At 68.3% G+C, this 15,604-nt stretch carries 17 protein-coding genes and 1 pseudogene; 7 read left to right on the top strand and 11 right to left on the bottom strand.

The genetic code is table 11. From position 1 onward, the window contains the following. Nucleotides 1-21: 21 nt before the first annotated feature. Nucleotides 22-342 carry a DUF2795 domain-containing protein gene (locus E1287_RS20520; protein ID WP_131966654.1) on the bottom strand — a complete coding sequence of 107 codons (321 nt, stop codon included), beginning with the start codon at nt 340-342 and terminating at the stop codon, nt 22-24. Between the two features lie 157 nt (nt 343-499). On the opposite strand from E1287_RS20520, the gene E1287_RS20515 reads away from it, so the two are divergent. Continuing rightward, the gene (locus E1287_RS20515; RefSeq protein WP_131966653.1) at nt 500-757 is read left to right on the top strand and encodes a hypothetical protein; all 258 of its coding nucleotides are present in this window, start codon (nt 500-502) and stop codon (nt 755-757) included. Nucleotides 758-1,532: 775 nt separating this feature from the next. Here the strand turns inward: E1287_RS20515 and E1287_RS20510 are convergent. The 3 genes and pseudogenes from E1287_RS20510 to E1287_RS45750 all read right to left on the bottom strand — a co-directional run bounded on the left by E1287_RS20510 (nt 1,533) and on the right by E1287_RS45750 (nt 2,473). Then, nucleotides 1,533-1,730 (bottom strand): DUF2795 domain-containing protein, encoded by a 198-nt coding sequence (locus tag E1287_RS20510; RefSeq protein ID WP_131966652.1) that lies wholly within the window; start codon nt 1,728-1,730, stop codon nt 1,533-1,535. 13 nt (nt 1,731-1,743) lie between these two features. Next, nucleotides 1,744-2,153, bottom strand: a pseudogene (locus E1287_RS20505) (ChaB family protein). A gap of 176 nt (nt 2,154-2,329) precedes the next feature. After that, the gene (locus E1287_RS45750; protein WP_243719245.1) at nt 2,330-2,473 is read right to left on the bottom strand and encodes a cytochrome c oxidase assembly protein; all 144 of its coding nucleotides are present in this window, start codon (nt 2,471-2,473) and stop codon (nt 2,330-2,332) included. Between the two features lie 321 nt (nt 2,474-2,794). On the opposite strand from E1287_RS45750, the gene E1287_RS20495 reads away from it, so the two are divergent. Both E1287_RS20495 and E1287_RS20490 read left to right on the top strand, forming a co-directional pair. Next, entirely contained in the window at nt 2,795-3,226 is a 432-nt protein-coding gene (locus E1287_RS20495; protein ID WP_131966680.1) for a sigma-70 family RNA polymerase sigma factor, read from the top strand. Beyond that, nucleotides 3,169-3,609 carry a hypothetical protein gene (locus E1287_RS20490; RefSeq protein ID WP_131966651.1) on the top strand — a complete coding sequence of 147 codons (441 nt, stop codon included), beginning with the start codon at nt 3,169-3,171 and terminating at the stop codon, nt 3,607-3,609. Before E1287_RS20495 ends, E1287_RS20490 begins: the two co-directional genes overlap by 58 nt. 993 nt (nt 3,610-4,602) lie before the next feature. Here E1287_RS20490 and E1287_RS20485 read toward each other — a convergent pair. Together E1287_RS20485 and E1287_RS20480 are read right to left on the bottom strand one after the other, a co-directional pair. Continuing rightward, nucleotides 4,603-4,794, bottom strand: a complete 192-nt coding sequence (locus tag E1287_RS20485; RefSeq protein ID WP_131966650.1) for an STAS domain-containing protein — start codon at nt 4,792-4,794, stop codon at nt 4,603-4,605. Between the two features lie 146 nt (nt 4,795-4,940). Next, the gene (locus E1287_RS20480) at nt 4,941-5,753 is read right to left on the bottom strand and encodes an MBL fold metallo-hydrolase (protein ID WP_131966649.1); all 813 of its coding nucleotides are present in this window, start codon (nt 5,751-5,753) and stop codon (nt 4,941-4,943) included. Between the two features lie 311 nt (nt 5,754-6,064). On the opposite strand from E1287_RS20480, the gene E1287_RS20475 reads away from it, so the two are divergent. Together E1287_RS20475 and E1287_RS20470 are read left to right on the top strand one after the other, a co-directional pair. Further along, a complete protein-coding gene (locus E1287_RS20475; RefSeq protein ID WP_131966648.1) occupies nt 6,065-6,790 on the top strand; it encodes a GAF domain-containing protein in 726 nt (241 codons plus the stop codon). Between the two features lie 64 nt (nt 6,791-6,854). Next, nucleotides 6,855-7,637 carry a GAF and ANTAR domain-containing protein gene (locus tag E1287_RS20470; protein WP_131966647.1) on the top strand — a complete coding sequence of 261 codons (783 nt, stop codon included), beginning with the start codon at nt 6,855-6,857 and terminating at the stop codon, nt 7,635-7,637. 159 nt (nt 7,638-7,796) lie between these two features. Here E1287_RS20470 and E1287_RS20465 read toward each other — a convergent pair whose 3' ends face one another. From E1287_RS20465 to E1287_RS20455, 3 genes are all read right to left on the bottom strand, one after another. After that, nucleotides 7,797-8,579 (bottom strand): GAF and ANTAR domain-containing protein, encoded by a 783-nt coding sequence (locus E1287_RS20465; RefSeq protein ID WP_207934336.1) that lies wholly within the window; start codon nt 8,577-8,579, stop codon nt 7,797-7,799. Nucleotides 8,580-9,097: 518 nt separating this feature from the next. Beyond that, the gene (locus E1287_RS46625) at nt 9,098-9,526 is read right to left on the bottom strand and encodes an STAS domain-containing protein (RefSeq protein WP_131966646.1); all 429 of its coding nucleotides are present in this window, start codon (nt 9,524-9,526) and stop codon (nt 9,098-9,100) included. Next, nucleotides 9,523-10,320 carry an SDR family NAD(P)-dependent oxidoreductase gene (locus tag E1287_RS20455; RefSeq protein ID WP_131966645.1) on the bottom strand — a complete coding sequence of 266 codons (798 nt, stop codon included), beginning with the start codon at nt 10,318-10,320 and terminating at the stop codon, nt 9,523-9,525. Before E1287_RS20455 ends, E1287_RS46625 begins: the two co-directional genes overlap by 4 nt. 2,558 nt (nt 10,321-12,878) lie before the next feature. Here E1287_RS20455 and E1287_RS20445 point away from each other — a divergent pair. Together E1287_RS20445 and E1287_RS20440 are read left to right on the top strand one after the other, a co-directional pair. After that, nucleotides 12,879-13,700 carry a DUF2071 domain-containing protein gene (locus tag E1287_RS20445; protein ID WP_131966644.1) on the top strand — a complete coding sequence of 274 codons (822 nt, stop codon included), beginning with the start codon at nt 12,879-12,881 and terminating at the stop codon, nt 13,698-13,700. A gap of 206 nt (nt 13,701-13,906) precedes the next feature. Continuing rightward, entirely contained in the window at nt 13,907-14,482 is a 576-nt protein-coding gene (locus tag E1287_RS20440; RefSeq protein ID WP_131966643.1) for a hypothetical protein, read from the top strand. A gap of 73 nt (nt 14,483-14,555) precedes the next feature. On the opposite strand, the gene E1287_RS20435 is transcribed toward E1287_RS20440, so the two are convergent. Together E1287_RS20435 and E1287_RS20430 are read right to left on the bottom strand one after the other, a co-directional pair. Further along, complete coding sequence (locus E1287_RS20435; RefSeq protein WP_131966642.1) at nt 14,556-14,939, bottom strand: hypothetical protein; 384 nt, start codon at nt 14,937-14,939, stop codon at nt 14,556-14,558. After that, the gene (locus tag E1287_RS20430) at nt 14,890-15,462 is read right to left on the bottom strand and encodes a DUF2243 domain-containing protein (protein ID WP_243719241.1); all 573 of its coding nucleotides are present in this window, start codon (nt 15,460-15,462) and stop codon (nt 14,890-14,892) included. Before E1287_RS20430 ends, E1287_RS20435 begins: the two co-directional genes overlap by 50 nt. Nucleotides 15,463-15,604: the final 142 nt, after the last annotated feature.

Raw genomic sequence — 15,604 nt, 5'->3', positions numbered from 1 at the left:
GAGCGAGTGTTGGTCACACCACTACTCGTCCTCGCGGCCTAGCTCGTCCTGGACGGGCGGACGCCGGCTATCGCGCATGTGCTCGGCGAGACCGGGCCTGCTGTGGTGACGGCGCTGGTAGTCCTGCTCGGCCGGGCTGCGCCCGGGGTCCGGTTCGAGCGGGACCGAGCGGACGACTTCAGCCACGTTGCCGTAGGTGCCGAGAGGAAGGGACGACAACGCGCGCTCCGCCTCCGTCTCCGGTCCCCTGTTATGCGCGTGCTCGACGATCTCTTGCTTGCTCGCCGGGAACGCCAGGTCCCCCAGCAACTCCTCGATCTCCCGGGTGTCTGCGAGTCTCATGATGTGCTCTCCGTGGCTTCGATGCGCGCCGTACGTGCTTCTGCGGCGGAACCGCCCGGCGCGCCACCCTCCAAACGGCCGCAGATCCCGGTTGAGCTGGGAGCCGACGGGTATGGGGCGTTCTTGGCCGGATCTGAAGACGTGGAGGTGAGCACGCATGTCAGGCAAGAAGATGGAGGGGAACGAGGCCCAGCGCAGGGCGAAGGCGCGCGAGGCTCGGGCCGCCGGGTCGACGCCGAGCGGCGAGCACGCGACCACGGGCGCGTCCAAGCAGCCGCACACCCGGCCCGAGCACGAGCCGCACCATCACGCCGAACGGCTGGAAGACATCCACAAGGGCAAGCAACAAGACGCCTCTCCCGAGCCGAAGCCCGGTTACGGTGTGGCCGGTTCCAAGCGCCACCGTGACGACTGACTGGCGCAGCCAGACGGGCAGACTGCAACGCCGGCCAGCATGCAGGAACCGGATTGGCAGCCAGCCTGCCGATCCGCGACCGCCATGAAGCATGGCCTGCCAGGTGGCTGTGCCTGGTGCGCGGAGGACCCGCTAAGGCGTTGAAGAGTCATTTGCGCGCGGGGCCTGATCTGTGAACGCGGGTTCGGTTCCGCGCTGAAACAGCGCCCCGCAGAGTCCCCGTGTGTGCGTCCATCGGATGCCCGTGCGCCGGGCCAATGAGAAACCATGCGATGGACGTCATGCTCCCGTTCAGACGGCCCGCCGTGGCCTGCCATGCCGCCAGGTGGCGGGACGACCCGGGGTTTACGGCTCGCCCCTGCGCTGCAGGAGGTGGCCAGCGGCCAGTCCGTCAGGAGGCCGAGTGGCGCATCCGGGTGAGATGTCCTCCAGCGACCACACGCTGGTGATCTTTTCCTTCATCAGGCGGTAGAGGGCGGTGGCGCAGGGCGGCCGAGGTAGCGAATCACCTCGGCCGGGTCGATGACGACAAAGCCGAGGTGATCAGCTCTTCCAGCTGCGGCAGGTAGGGGCAGGTCTTGTCGGTGACGTCCACGATGATGATTGCCAGCGTAAGGTGTTCGATCAGCGACAGGATCCGATGGTGTGGATGCCACTGGCGGCGACGAAACCTTCCAGGCCGCGGATCACGCGGGCGCTGTCAGGCCCGCCTGCGTCACGCGGTGCACCACCTCCTGGTCCCGGGCTGGTGTTGCCAGAGGTCATCCCCGGCAGGTCAGGACGTCTTGGTGATCTCCGTGCTGACCCCGCTGGGGCCGTCGTACTCCCGGTCGGGCATGGCTCGCAGCGCCCGCAGCATCTGCTCGTCGGCGCCGTGCTGCTGCGCGTGCTGGACCAGGTCGTCCCGGGACGCCGGGTAGTCCATCCCGGCCAGGCACTTCTGAACCTCGATGAACGACGGGTTGTCCGCCATGATTCCCCCTAGTTCATGATCTCGACCGAGCGGTCTTGCGGTTGTTGGCCTTCTCGATGGCCTTCACGAGCTCGCCCTTGGACATGGTCGAGCGACCCGAGATGTCGAGCCGTTTCGCCACGTCGTACAGGTGCTTCTTGGAGGCGTTGGCGTCCACACCCCCAGCGGTCTTGCGTGAGGTCGTGCGTCCGCCTTCGGCCTGCGCGTCGGACGGGCCCTCGGCGCCCTTCTCTTGGGCTCCCAATGATCGCCGACCTTCTCGTGGGTGTGCTTGAGCGCCGCATACGCGACGCGATGGGCCCGCTGCCCCTCGCCGTACTCCTCGACCGCCGAATCGTGCGCCTTGGCGAAGGTCCGCTGAGCCTTGGCGTCCGAACGCTTGATGGTGTCGCGGCGGCGCTGCCTAGCACGGCCAGCCGGAATGGGAGGCGTGGGGACGGGACCGGCGATGCCCCAGCGAACAGGGCAGCCCGAGATCGGGAAATGGACGTGCAGTGCCGCGTGCACCACGACATGTTTTATCGTGGCGTCGTAGAGCGGCGTGAAGGAAACCGCTGCCAATGTCCCGGTACTCAGCGTCAGTGTGGTCACCGGACTGGTCAGAACCCGCAGTGCCTGCCGTGCAGGGCGCAGGTCAGTCGCGGGTCCTGGCCGCGGGGCGGGGCACGCAGCAGCACTGTGATCGAGACCCCCAGCACCAGTTCCAGCGGCGTCCATATACCGGTAATCAGATGCTGGAGCATGTGACCGCGGAGGCCGCGGCTAGCACCACGTACTTGACACCGCACACCGGGACCGGTCGTTGATGTCGTCCACGGTCACCCCCGCTAGGCGGGTCGCGGTGTTCGCCTGTTCAGGGCCATCGCCGAGTTCACCGCCGAGTATGGCCGCTCGCCCACCACCGCCGAACTCGCCGACCGGGTCGGTATCGGCCACGAGGCGACCATGGACGCGTTGGGTGGCCAGCGAGGCATACCGGCCACTGTCGCTGGACGCTCCGGTCGGCGGGCCCGCCACCGAGGACCCCGGCACGTCGGTGAGCACCTGGTGTCGATGACCCCGACCTGCACCATCTAGTTGACGGCCATGCGCTGTGCCCCCTGCTCGCGCGGCTTTCCGAACGCCAACGCACCATCGTCCTGCTGCGCTATTTCGGCAACCAGACCCCGACCCAGATCGCCGCGCAGCTGTGCATCTCCCAGATGCACGTCGCCCGGCTGCTGGCCCGAAGCCTGCAACAGCTCCGCCGCGGTCTGCGGAACATGAACCGCCAGGCCGTCGGTCCGGGGATGGGGAGGACCGGCGGCCGCCGGGTCTGGAGCAGACTCAGGGACCGTGACCCCTGCCTTCGTCTGATATCTCTGGTCCATCCTGTTACCTCCCCGAATGAGCAGTGCGTTTTTGGGTCGGTCCGGGAGATCAGGTTTACGGTGCGGAGGTGGGAGATCTTCCGATTCCGTCGCCGCAGATGGTGCACGCCGCGCGCGCCCATCTGACCCGCCGCTTCGGGAAGGGAGTTGAGGCCCTGCTGTGGGAGGCTCGCGAACACCCGCTGCCGGATGTGGAAGCCGTCGACAAGGCGATCGCCGCGATCCGTGCCGCACACGCCGACGGGCAGGAGCCTCCGACCGCCACGGACTTGGGCGCGGCCCTGGTGGTGTTGCAAGCCGCCCGGCTGGATATGGACCGCTTGGAGGCTGACCTGCTGGGCGCCGTACATGAGGTAGGCCTGGACTGGGCGCAGATCGCCGCAGTACTGGACCTGCCTGACGCCGCCGCTGCCAGGGAGCGTTTCGAGAGGTTTCGGCCCCGGCTCGACGCACCGGTCGATGAGGTCCAGCCTTCCAAGCCCGGCGATGACAAGGCCCCGGGATTCTGAAGCCACCATGGCCGAGTGCAGTTGGCAGTGGGCGGTCGGTAACTCTCGTGTTCTCACAAATGACCGGTTCTCTGGAGCCGTGGTTCCGAGTCGGGCGATCGTGTGCGCGAGCCTGCGTGGCCCGGTGCGCAGCCATTCCCGCCAGGGCGAATGACTGAGGTTGTGCCGCTGGTGCCTTGGTGTCCCGGCTGTTGGCAATGGCCCCTCGGGCGGTCGTTTGTCCGCGGGGGCGCGGGAATGTCCAGGGCTGAGACAAGGGCCCGAGACCGAAAGGGTGCTCACCCCTGCCCGCTTCGGGAGGCCGCCGCCCGGCATGGCGAGAACCGGTCGATCATGAACGACACCCAGCGTGTCCTTCTCGCCGTGCGCTCGAAACCGATCCCAGCGCGGCTCGCCTCGCCGACCGGGTCGCCGGGTGCCTGCTGCTCCAGTACGGTCTGCCGTGGCCCAGATCGTCGCTCTCACCACCGGCGACAGTCCACTCTTTCCGAGTCAGCCGTCGACCAACGACGCGGACGGGCCGACCTGGACGCGACCGGCCCACCGTCTTGTTGTTCCCCGGCGGAATGCCTGGACGGTCTGTGTCGCGGCAAACAGGGGGGCGTCTGGTGACATTGGGCATTCCGTCCACCAGCTTGGCCGAGTGGTGCTCTGCTCTCCATGATCGGCAGCGTGGCCGGGAGATCCTCGCTGATCCGCTCGGCCTGCCGACAACAGAGCCGCCGCTGGAGCTCCACCGCGGCCGCAGACCGCCCCGATCGGCGCGGCAAGATGCCGAGCTGACGCGGATCGAGGCGCTGGGTGGTGATGGCGCTGGATGAGCTGCGGCATGTGGACCCTGGGGAGCCGAGCGGTGCGAATCCACATCGAGCCCGCTCCTCCTGCCAACCCCGCTGGCACCGGGCTGGATGCGGTCCCGCGTTTCCTCGGCGTGGGCCTACGGGACCGCCTGCGGCGGTTTGTGACGGGGTGAGTGCACCTTGCCGGGGCCTGTCAGACCATCTGTGGTGTCAGGCCGCCCAGGTCCGGCACCCGCCGGACGACGGGTCGTGGGTTGCGGATCCGCAGGGTGCCTGCATGCCGGTGCAGTTGGTTGCGGGTCCAGATCAGGAGCGACAGGCCGGTGCAGTCGAGGAATTGCAGTCCTGACGGTTCCAGCACGAGTGCGCGGGGCTTGTCATCCAGGCACTGCGGATGGCGGTGCGGAGCTGGCGCTCACTAGCCGTGTCGAGTTAACCGGGTTGGCAACAACACGATGGGTCGCCGCGGTGGTTGGTGGTGATGCCGGCGGTCAGGATCGGTTGGACGTGTCGGCGTTCCGAGTGGCGGGGTCATGCTGAGGCTCGTGCCAGGGTGAGCGTGCCGCCGCGGTCGATGTGGCGCAGGCGGGTTCCCATGCCGAGCCGGGTGACCTCGCGTTCGAAGTCGGAAAGCGGTGACTTCATCACGGTGTAGTCGTCGTAGTGGACGGGGATCCCGGTGGCGCAGCCGGTGGTCTGGAGCCACTGCGCGCCCTGGCGGCCGTCCATGGTCACGGTGAGCAAGCCCAGAAGCCTGGTACCGCCCAGGTGGACGAGTCCGGCGTCGATGTCGGGGTAGCGGCGGCGGATCTCGGCGAGTTCGTCGTACATGAGTGTGTCGCCGCTGATGTAGAGCCGGAATCGGGGGTCGCCCCCGGGCGGGCAGAACTCAAGAAGAGAGCCCATGACGGGCGGCAGCAGGCGGCGCAGAGGGCCGGGCCCGTGGCGGCCGGGCAGTGCGGTGATCTGGATCTGGTGGCCGTCCTTGGAGAGGGTCCCGGTCTGCCAGGTGCGCAGGCCCGCGGCCTCGCGGAATCCGCGGTCGCGTAGCGCGCGGGCTGCTGCGCCCGTGGTGAGGATCGGGAGGCGGCGGTCGAGGTGCTGCTCGGCCACCTGGTCCCAATGGTCGTCGTGCAGGTGCGACAGGACGACACCGTCGAGCGGGGGCAGGCCGTCGACGGGGATAGCAGGGTCCTTCAAGCGCTTGCTGGTGATGCCGTAGCCGAGATGGGCCCGCTGGCCCCGGCGCAGGAAGTTCGGATCGGTCAGCAGTGTCAGCCCGCCGTACCGGATGATTGTCGTCGCGTTCCCTATGAAGGTGAGGGTGATCGCATCATCAGGCATGATTACCCCATTTCCGCTCCGTCGGCGCCCCCTACCCGGGACGGGACGCCCCATGCGGCGGGTTCCTCGGGTGCGGCCTGGCCCCAGCGACGCGACACACGACCATCTCGGCGTACATCGCTTGGCCGGCGGGTGGGGCCTGTCGTGTGAGAGCTCCTGACGCGGCCCGGAGACGGCACGGAGTTCGGCTCGTCCGGTTGCCTTAGTGTGGACGCGGTAGGAAGTCCGTGCGGTTCTGTTGGCCGAACGATCAGCGGGAAGCGGCCGACCGGCAGTCGGCGCTCCGGACGCCCAGAAGGCGGGTGGGTTTGATGGCCGGATCGGGCCGCGGGCATCGGGTGTGGGAGCTGATCGGGGAGCGGGCCGGCGGCCGCGGGAACGCGACCGCGGGGGACGTGTGCGCGGCCTGCGTTTCGGCGGTGGGCGTGTCGGGAGCCGGACTGTGGGTCGGCGACACGGTGGACCGGCGCATCATGGCGCACTGCACAGACCCGGTTGCGGAACGGCTGGAGGATCTTCAGTTCGTACTGGGTGAGGGACCGTGCACGCAGGCGTGGACTAGCGGTGCGCCGGTGCTGGTCGAGGATCTGGGCGCCCGCCAGTGGCAGCAGGCGTGGCCGGGCTTCGCGGCGGCGGCGGTGCGGCTGGGCGCGGGGGCTGTTTTCGCCTTTCCGCTGCAGGCTGGTGCGGTACGCGCCGGCACCCTGGACCTCTACCGGGATGAGACGGGGCCGCTGGAGCCTGCCCAGCTGGCCGACGCGCTGGCGTTCGCGTCGGCGGCGTTGACGGTGATGCTGGCGCTTCCGGAGCTGCTGGTGCCTGAGAGCGTCCTCAGCGTCGACGGGATCGGGCAGGATGCTTCAGTGATCCACCGCGCCGCCGGGATGGTCTCGGTCCAACTCGCGGTCGACATCGACGCGGCCTATGCACGGATACGCGCCTACGCGTTCGCCCACGATCTGCCGTTGCGTGAGGTCGCGCGCCGGATCGAGGGACGGGAGCTGCGGTTCGAGCCCGAGAACCAGGAGGACGGATGATCGCCCTGGGTCAGAGCACCATCGTCCCAGGGCTGCGTGCCCTCGACACCGGCAGGAGAGCGACATGTCCTTGACAGAACCGCCACAGCCGGATGCCACGGACCGGTCTCCGGAACCGGCCAGCCTGGCCGCGGTGTTCATCGAGCTGGCCGACGTGCTGGTCACCGACTTCGATGTGATCGATTTCCTGGATTTGCTCGTGCAACGGTGTACGAGATTGCTCGGGGTGGACGCGGTCGGAGTGCTGGTGTCCAACCAGCAGGACCAGCTCCAGCTGATCGCCGCCTCCACCGCACAGGCCACCGCGATGGAGCAGGTCCAGTTGGACAGCAAAGACGGGCCGGGCCCCGACTGCTACAGCGCCGGGGTACGTATCGACTGTCCGGACCTGCGGGACGAGCCCGGCCGGTGGCCCACATTTCAGGTGGTCGCCGCGAAGGCGGGCTACCGCGCGGTGCACGCGCTGCCGATGCGGCTGCGCGATCAGATGATCGGGACCTTGAACCTCTTCAGCCTCGCTCCCGGAGGCTTGGACACCGGCCTCCTGCACATCGGCCAGGCGCTGGCCGACATCTCCACTCTCGGCATCGCGAGCCAGCCTTACCTCAACCGGCAGGCGACATTGACAGCCCAGCTCCAAGCAGCGCTCACCAGCCGAGTGACGATCGAGCAGGCCAAGGGCATCATGGCCGAACGCCATCAGCTCACGCCGGACGAGGCGTTCGACCGGCTCCGCGCCTTCGCCCACGACCGTGGGCTCAGGATGTCGGATCTCGCCCGTGCCGTGGTGAGCGGCGACGGCGCGTCCGCCGACTTCACCGTCTACCTCCAGACCGCCTCTCAGTGACCGGGCGTCAGTACGTCGGGACGCCATGCCGAATGGCCCGGGAAGGTCCGTCGTCTCGTCCAACGGCCGGGTCGATGTGCTCCTCGGCTGTGGTACGAGCCGGGTCGGGAGCACAGCCGCGGTGTTCGACCGGCACCGCAACCCGGCGGCCGGGAGACGCTATGGTGCCGCGTCGTCAGGTTGTGGCTGCGCCAGCTGGACATCGGCCAGCAGTGACCGTGCCACATCGCGGAGTTTGACATTGACGTGCTGTGACCGCTGGACCAGCAACTCGAACGCCTCATCCGCATCGATGCCGTGGACGGCCATGAGGACACCCTTGGCCTGGTCGATCTCCGCGCGCGAAGCGAGCGCCGTCCGCAGTTGCTCGACCATCTCAACAGCCTGAATTCCGCGGCGGGCGTTGACGATGGCAGCCGACGCGGCCGCGGTGAAGAGGCGCAACAGCGCCTCGTCGACGGGATCGAAGAGACCTCGGCCCCGCCCGTACAGGTTCAAGGCACCCACCACGGGCCCCTGCTCGTCGAGAATCAACGGCACCGACAGGTACGAGTTGAACCCCGCTGCCGCCGCCGCATCGGCGAATGCAGGCCACGTTTGCCGAGCCTCCTGCACGCTCGCCCGCACCGGACGCCGCCCACGGGCCGCCTCCAGGCACGGCCCCTCACCAGCCTCATACTGGCCGTCATCGATGGCCACCACCGACTCGTGTGTCGCGGTCGCCGTCCGTGCCCCCTCCGGTGACACCACGGTGACCGAGACCGCCCAGACGTCATCGATCGATGACCGCACAGTCTCGGCCAGCCGGCCCAGGACCATCTCCAGCGACTCCCCCTCGGCCAGGACGTGCTGCAGGTTCCGCAGCTGCAGGGTCACTTCAACCAGCGGGTCTACCTCGACGTTCAGCCGGGCCCCCGACGGCCCTGATCCGTCTGCCTTCACCGTCCGCACCTCCGCTAGCGAAATCCGACCACAGGAAACCACCGATTCAGGACTCAAAGACGGCGATGTGCCTCCGACCCAAGCTACAGACCGAGACCCGCCCGGTCACCGCAGTTCAAGGCCCTCTGAGCGCCGGAAGGGCCGGCGCGGTAGATGCCGGGCGCGGTCTTCGAATGGTCGAATGCTGGCATATCGATACAGGCATCATCCAGCATCCGAATGCAGACCACGCGACCTTCGAGGGGGCGACCGGTCCCTGAGACCCGCCAGCGTCCTCGCCGTTAACGTGAGTGCGATCGGGTGAAAGCTCAGGCTTGGCTTCACGCGCGGCGGATCAGGCGGGTGTCATGTCGGCAGCATGCCGCGGCCGTAGCTGTTGCAGGGACCTGCTGAGCAGGCGCGAGACCTGCATTCCCTCAAGTGCCGCCGCACCCTACAAGGACGACGGGGTAGGCGTGGCCCTCAGCCGGCTCCGGCGCTCGGAGAAACACGCGGTGCGGCGATTCCAGAACAGGCGTTCAGCGACGGAACCGCCCCCCGGCTGAGCGGAGACGGCAGCGGGGAACCCGGCCGTCAGCCGCTTCGGCCTCTTCAAGGGGGAGGATGCGGGTCACGCCCGTGATGGCGCAGACACGTCGCACGATGCCGGACGGCGGCAGCCGCAGGGCCAGGGGCGTGTTCCGCACCCCGGCGTGGAGGTAGGTGCGCAGAATGGCGTCCACAGTGGTGGAGTCACAGAATCTGCAGCCGGTCAGATCGAGGATCATGGCGGGGACGCCGACGTCCAGCAGCCGTTGCGCGCAGGTGCGGAGATCTTCGTAATTCGTGAGATCGACTTCGGTCGGCAGATGGGTAGCGAGCCAAGGTGGCCATCGGCGCTTCTCCCCACGACAGCGGATCCGGCTCGGATCCCCGTGCTGCCGCGGACCACGTTTTCGACGGTTCACCCGGTGCCCGGTTCGGAGAGGTTCGCCTGCATTTTGGCCTTGGCCGTCTCGGGCATGCCTCTGGCCGCCGCGACCTGGGCCTTGTTCTTGAGGGAGCCGGTGACGACGTGGTCCTTGCCTGCCATGAGCGCCTGGTAGCTCTCCCGCGCGACGTCCGTGGGATCGTCCTTGGATACCTGACCGAGCTTGGTGTCGAGGACGCCCGCATGTTCGAAGAAGGCGGTCTCGGTGGGGCCGGGAAGGACCGCTGTGACGGTTACGCCGGTGTCGCGCAGTTCGTAGCGGAGCGCTTCGGCGAAGGAGTACAGGAAAGCCTTGGACGCGGCATAGGTCGCCAGGAAGGGGCCCGGCGCCGTTCCGGCGATAGAGGACGTGAACAGAAGCCGTCCCTGCTTCCGGCGGACCATGTCGCCTAGGACGAGCTTGGCCAGATGCACCGACGACCTGACGTTGAGATCGATCAGGTTGAGCTCGTCGGTGAGGGCGTTGTCGCGGGCGAAATCGCCGCCGACCCCGACGCCGGCGTTGATCGCAGCGGCGGCAAGGGGCCGTCCTGTCGCCTTCACCGCCGCGTACAGCTCCTCCACCCCTTCCGGGTGCGCCAAGTCCACGCGTATTGGCGTGGCCTCGCGCTGAGACGCGGCGCCGATGGCCTGTGCGGCGGTCACGATCTCCTCGTTCTCGGCGGCGATCAGCACGTCGAAGTCGTGGTGGGCGAACTCCGCCGCGAGCTCACGGCCGATCCCGCTGGACGCACCGGTGACCAAGGCCAACGGCCTATCGCTCTTGCTCATGGCGATCCTCCGTTCAATGCCATGTGGGCAGCTTCCGGTGCCGCGTCGCCCACGGATCGTTCGTGTGCATCAGGGGCTCCGTTCCCCCATCGCGCTGTCGCTCGCCGGACAAGGGGCCGAGGTGCCCGGCCGAGGCTCCGCGCTGTGGCCGTCATGTCGTCCTCGCCTTGGGGTCCGGACCGAACCGTATGCCCCGCATTCGGCGCGCCTAACGAAGTCGTTCGGCCACGGGTCCGGGCCATTGGTGGCTGTGGTGCCGTTTACTCGGCAGGCTCCGGGTATCGCCTGCGGATGGGAGAAACTCGTTCCCGGGAGCTGCTGGGGATCTATCTGCACGACCATCTCGCGGCGGCGGTCGGCGGTGTGGGCCTGGCCCGCAGGGTCGCGCAGGTACATAGCCGCTCGGAAGACGCCGAGCGGCTGAGGAGGCTGGCGGACGACGTCGCCGCCGACCGGGGGCCCTGTTGTCGATTGTGCGGTAGCTCGGGTTGCCGGTCCGCCGGTACAAGAGCCTGGCGGTGTGGACGGCCGAGAAGGTGGGACGGCTCAAACTCAAGGGCGCTCGCCGGTCTGGAGCAACTCCGGAAGGCGGCGGTCGCCGACGTGTTCCGCCGGGCGGGAACCGCAGAGTCGGCTGCCGTCAGGCCGCAATGAAGGCGACGAACCGGACCCCTCCATCGCGGTGCGCAAGGAGCAGGCACGTGGCACGTGATCCCGCGGGGCTGGCACGCGGTCAGGGTCTGTTCAATGTGGTGGGCGGGGCGTGGCCTTTGGTGAGCATGAGGAGTTTTGAGTGGGTCTTCGGGCCCAAACAGGACAGGTGGCTTGAGCAGACCGTGGCCGGTCTGCTGATATCGGCTGGCTGGACCCAGCTGCGCGCGGGCACCTCACCGGACGGCCTGGGCCACGCCCGCCGGATCGGCCTCGGCGCGGCCGCGACGCTCTTGACCATCGACCTCGTTCACGTCGCCCGAGGGACGCTTCGGTGGACCTATCTGCTGGACGGCGTCATGGAGGCGGCCTGGATCGTCGCCTGGCTGCGATCGGAGAGTGCCGCGGGCAGACGCCGCAACCGGAGAACAAGCTCAATCGGCTTGGGTCGACCGGCGGTCCGTGGACGAGGTCCACGCCCTGGGGCCTTTGCTGCTCGCGGCGCGCGATCGACCCGGCCAGCGCCCGCGCGAGCACGCAAGAACTGACGGGCCCCAAGTCCTGTCGATCACGGCGAGTCTGTCGAGGTGGGTCGCGCTCCCCATGTCGCGGATCTGCCCTTCCAGATAGCCCTGGTCGGCGACGCTTGGGGGGCCCAGGTCGGGCCGGGCACGACGACGTTCGCACGGACGCCCTTCTTGGCCGGGTGGAGGTATCGACTTGGTGAACGCCACCATCGCGGTCTTTGACGCGTCGTAGTCGATCACCCCCGCACTGCCTCCAAGAACGTTCTCCGACGCGGTGGCGGAGCTGCACCAGTTGCTGCTGGCCACCGAGGGCGTAGAAGGGTTCCACGCTGGACATCGCGCAGTTGGCCGCCGGGACGATCGGCGAGGGCCTGTTGTGCGGGATCACCATGAAGACCGACGGCCGGCCGGCGACGGTGGCGTCCTCGGACGCGCTCGCAGAGAAGGTCGACGGAGGTGCCGTACAGCCTGGACCGCGGGCGTGCCTGTACTCGATTCGCACCGATGAAACAGGTGCTCCTCAAAGGTCTGCATCATCCCGACCGTTGGGGCGATTACGCCGCCCATGCGCTGGAGCACGGTGTGCGGTCCTCGCTGTCGATACCACTGCATCCCGGTGGCGACAGCCAAGGCCGGGGGGCGCTGAACATCTACGCCCCAACATCGACGCCTTCGGGCCGGAGCAGATCAGTCAGGCCCGCGGGTACTCCCAGATCCTGTCCGGGGCTGTGGCGTTGGCGGTGCGCATCGGCGACCCGGGCGGCCTGACCGGGCATCTTCGCACGGCGCTGACCTCGCGGGCACCACCATCGACCCAGCCATCGGCGTCATCATGCCCGCCCTCGCTGCCCGCTCGAACGGGCCTGTGAGGTCCTGCGGCAGACGTCGCAGAACTCCTCCTCCAGGCCACTCAAGCCGCCCGCGACCGTGACCTTCCCGACCTCGCCACCGCATGCCGTGAGATCACCGAAACACGCGGAAATGGCTCCGCACCCGCATCAAGGTCTCCGCCCCCAAGTCCTCGGCCTACAAGTCCAGATGTACCTGCCTGTAACTCAAACCACCGGACGGCGGTGTGGCGGATGCGCACCGGTGTCGCGCCTGCGGGGTTGGAGAGCCTCGGGCTCGTCCCGGTGGTAGGCGTTCTGTTGGCGGCATGCACCTGACGGCGACACTGGGCAAGCGCGGCCCCGCTGCTGGAACGCACGAGCGGGGCCGACTCCGCCCTACCCGAGACGGCGTTGTACCAGCCGTCGACCGTTGCCAGGGCGAGCGTGCCGGCCCGGTGGCTGCGGCCGGGGCCATCGCCCGTGCCACACAAGAGCCGGAGCAACGGTCAGCACGGAACATGATGGTGCAGCAGGCGGGTAGGTGAGGCCGATGGAATTGGATGACTCGGCTTCCGACGGCCGTCGCGCAGTAGTAGAGCCGGTCACGCGCTCTCCGCCACGCGAGATTTCACTGGCGGTGTCAACGCAAGCTTGGCGGGACGTGGTGTTCCTGCATTGGCCTTACGAGCCGAGCGTTCTGGAGCATTTGGTGCCTGCCGGTACGAAACTGGATGTGCGTCAAGGGAAGACATGGGTCGGGGTGGTGGGACTTCGGTTGACGGAAGTCCGCATCGGTGGCCTTCTGCGGCTCCCCTATATGGGTGATTTCGACGAGCTCAACGTGCGCCTCTACACCGTCGGTGCGGACGGCCGTCGCAGCACGGTGTTCCTGGCGATGGAGGCGGGACGGCTGCCTGTGGTCACGGCCGCCCGCGCACTGCTGCGGCTGCCCTACTCGTGGTCGACAGTGGTCCGATATCGCTATGGCGACATCGTCGGCTACAAATCCTCGCGGCGGCTGCCCGGCCCGGCGGGGGCCGGCATCGGGTTCACATTGCGGATCCAAGAACCCCACCAGGCCAGTACCGCCGAGGACTTCGTCACCGCCCGGTGGGGCACGCATACCCCTTGGTACGGAATGCCGCTGTATTTGCCGTTCGCCCATGAGCCGTGGCCGTTGCGATCGGCTGAGCTGCTCGACTATGCCGACGAAGGGCTGTTCGCCGCGGTGGGCGTACCGGCGCCTGACGGGCCGCCGACCAGCGTGCTGTATGCCGCCCAGGTGCGACCGCGTAGCGGTTTTCCTCTGCCCGTGACCGGCGCCGGGCAGTCCGGCCCGAGTTCACATGAGGGGGATCAGAGCGCCCGCTGACCACCGACATCAGGGTCGTCGAGCCGCCCGGCGCGGCTGCGTGCGAGGGCTGTTGTGGACGGTGGTCTCGGGCGGTATGTGAGCCCACCTGGCCGGTTGGTCGTATGCCGCTGGGTGCATTCGACGTGGTGCCTTGATCACCGGCTTCCTCGTCGCGGGGCCGGTTCTGGGGATGTAGAACGACTTTTGTGGGGTATCGGGGCGCCATGATGAAACGTGCGGTGGGGGAGGGCCTGGTCGCCGGAACGGCAGGGACGGTGGTGATGACGCTGGGGGAGAAGCTGGAGCAGCGGTTGACCGGGCGGCCGGACTCCCACGTCCCCGCGCGGGTCCTGGAGCGTCTTGCGGGCATGGCGGAGCGTCCGGGGCGCCAGCCGGTGCCGCTGAACTGGGTCATGCATTACGGTCAGGGGGCGCTGCTGGGGGTCTTGCGTTCGGCGATGGCGCATGCGGGGTTGCGGGGCCCGTGGTCCTCGGCGAAGTTCACCGTGGTGCGGCTCACTAATGATCAGTTGTTGGAGAACGCCACCGGTGTCGGTGCGCCTCCGGCGTCCTGGCCTCGCCTCGAACTGGGCGTGGACGTGCTGCATAAGGCGGTTTACGGCTTCGTGACGGGTGCCGTCGCCGATGCCCTGGCTTCTCGATCCGGACCTGGCCCTGGGCAGCGTCACGCTGCCAGGCGCATGGGCCGGCACACCGATGTGGGCCCGCTGTCTCGCGATGAGGCTTACGGCCGGCGGCCACCCGATCGTCGTAGCCGGCGTAGGTCAGGGCGTGGATGAGCCTGTAGGAACCCGTGGCCGCAGTCCGGGCGAGCGGGCCCGCCGCGCACGGTGGGAAAGGCGTTTCTGAAGGCTACGAGCCTGACACGTGGGAGATTTCGGGACGGTATTTCAGGTGCGGTGTCAGGGCTCGGCCGAGGAGGTCGGTACCCGGTTGCAGGAGACCGTCGTCGCCGTTGGCGTACTGGCCCGTGCGTTCGAGTGGCGGCGAGTAGGCGTGGATGGTGACCGTGCGCCCTGCCCGGGGCTCGTAGCGCATGCAGTGGATGTGGGTTTCGTCGAAAGAGAAGGTGTGCCTTTCCTCCACCAGTTCACTGGAGTGTTCGGTTCCGGTGCCGTCCAGCCGCAGACGCTCGTGGCGGATGGCGCCTCGTGCCACGCGTACGGCACCGCGGGACACGTCATGATCATGGAATCCGGTGTCGTGGTCGGCGGCCGTCCAGCAGATGGCCCACACTCCGAGATGACCCGAGCTGCAGGAGGTGACCGGCGGCGAGCAGCGCGGCGCCCAGGACGAGGAACCCGACGTCCCACCAGGTCTGGTGGGGGCCGCCGCGGACAGGGTGGACGCCGAGAACGTGATGGTCGACGATTCCCTCGACGAGGTTGAACAGCCCCCACCCCGCCAAAATCCACCCCCACAGCACCCGCGACGTCCACACCCGGCGCCGGTGGCGGGTGACCCGCGCGTACAGCACCGCCAGCCCGGCCAGCACCGCCAGCCAGCACACCACGTGGAAGATCCCGTCCCACACGGTGTTCATCTCCAGCCCGGAGACGGTGTGCGGGGAGTAGTACCTCACGCCGATGTTGTCGGTGTCGGTGCTGGTCAGCATGTGGTGCCATTGCAGCACCTGGTGCAGAAGGATCCCGTCGACGAACCCGCACAGCCCCACTCCCAGTACGATCCCCGGCAGGATCCCCGGCAGGAGCAGGCTCACCGGCTCGGCGTCCGAGCGTCTCCGGGCCACAGCGGGCACGGCTAGGACGACGCGGGCTTGTCGCGGAGACTTTCGACGGGGTGGGGGCCTTCGGTGGCCAGGCGGTACTCGTCGCCGAACTTGTCGCGGTGCTCGTCGATGACCTGCTCGGACGGCGGCCGCTCCGCGTTGATCTTGTCCT

The sequence above is a fragment of the Actinomadura sp. KC06 genome (assembly GCF_004348735.1).
Classification (GTDB): Bacteria; Actinomycetota; Actinomycetes; order Streptosporangiales; family Streptosporangiaceae; genus Spirillospora.
The sequence above is the reverse complement of the archived record's forward strand: the minus strand, read 5'-3'. Positions and strand labels throughout refer to the sequence as shown.